We start from the raw sequence: 331 nt of genomic DNA on the forward strand, positions 1-331 counted from the left end.
CTCGACCACATCGGCCATGCCACCGAAAGCCGCAGAGCGATCAGTGCGGCCGGTGCGCAGGAACTCGACGATCTCGCCCTCGCTCCAGCTGGCCAGGCCTGTCGATTCGTTACGCAGGTTCTTCGCGTACCAGCCTTCCAGCACCGAACCGGACAGGAACTGGCGGCTGCCATCATCGGCCATCGCCTTTTCCTGGAAGGCCAGGCCGCGTGGCGTGTGGCAGGCGCCACAATGGGCCAGGCCTTCCACCAGTTGGGCACCACGCTGCTGGCCGGCATCCCGCGCCGGATCCGAGTTGAAGCCGCCCGGCCGTGCGAACAACCGCTCCCCC

Annotated in this window: 1 pseudogene; it reads right to left on the reverse strand. The window is 67.7% G+C overall.

Features of this window, described 5'->3' with window-relative positions:
* Positions 1-183, reverse strand: a pseudogene (locus EN850_RS34730) (alcohol dehydrogenase); the annotation flags it as partial.
* Between the last annotated feature and the right edge of the window lie 148 nt (positions 184-331).

It is taken from the genome of Mesorhizobium sp. M8A.F.Ca.ET.207.01.1.1 (genome assembly GCF_004794715.1).
Classification (GTDB): Bacteria; Pseudomonadota; Alphaproteobacteria; order Rhizobiales; family Rhizobiaceae; genus Mesorhizobium.